The sequence below is a fragment of the Zavarzinella formosa DSM 19928 genome (genome assembly GCF_000255705.1).
Lineage (GTDB): Bacteria > Planctomycetota > Planctomycetia > Gemmatales > Gemmataceae > Zavarzinella > Zavarzinella formosa.
The window spans coordinates 535-864 of sequence record NZ_JH636469.1 but is presented as its reverse complement, the minus strand read 5'-3'; the positions used below and the strand labels follow the sequence as shown (position 1 = coordinate 864).

Below are 330 nucleotides of genomic sequence, written 5' to 3'. Positions count from 1 at the left end.
CCTGCCCGTGAGACGCCATCCAGCGCTCGCCGCCCGACGGGTGGCGGATGCGGAATTCGCAGCGGTAGGCCGCGCCTTGGGCGATGGCGGCCCCGGCGGCGAGGCGGATGGTCTCGCGGTCGTCCTCATGGACAACCGCAAGCGAACTGGCGAGATTGGTCGGCGCGTCCGTGGCGACGCCCCATAGCTCATGCAACTCGGGCGACCACCAGATGTCGCCGGAGTCCAGGTTCCAGTCCCACACGCCTCCCCTGGCTCCCCGCAGGGCCAGCCGGAGGCGTTCCTCGCTGGCCAGCAGAGCCTCGCCGGCCCGCTTCCGGGCAGTGATGT

General features: G+C 71.5%; 1 protein-coding gene. It reads right to left on the bottom strand.

Going from position 1 to position 330, the window contains the following annotated elements; all coding sequences use genetic code 11:
* Positions 1–330, bottom strand: a 330-nt coding sequence (locus tag BGIM_RS65510; RefSeq protein ID WP_193789113.1) for a PAS domain-containing protein, incomplete at both ends; no start/stop codon positions are given.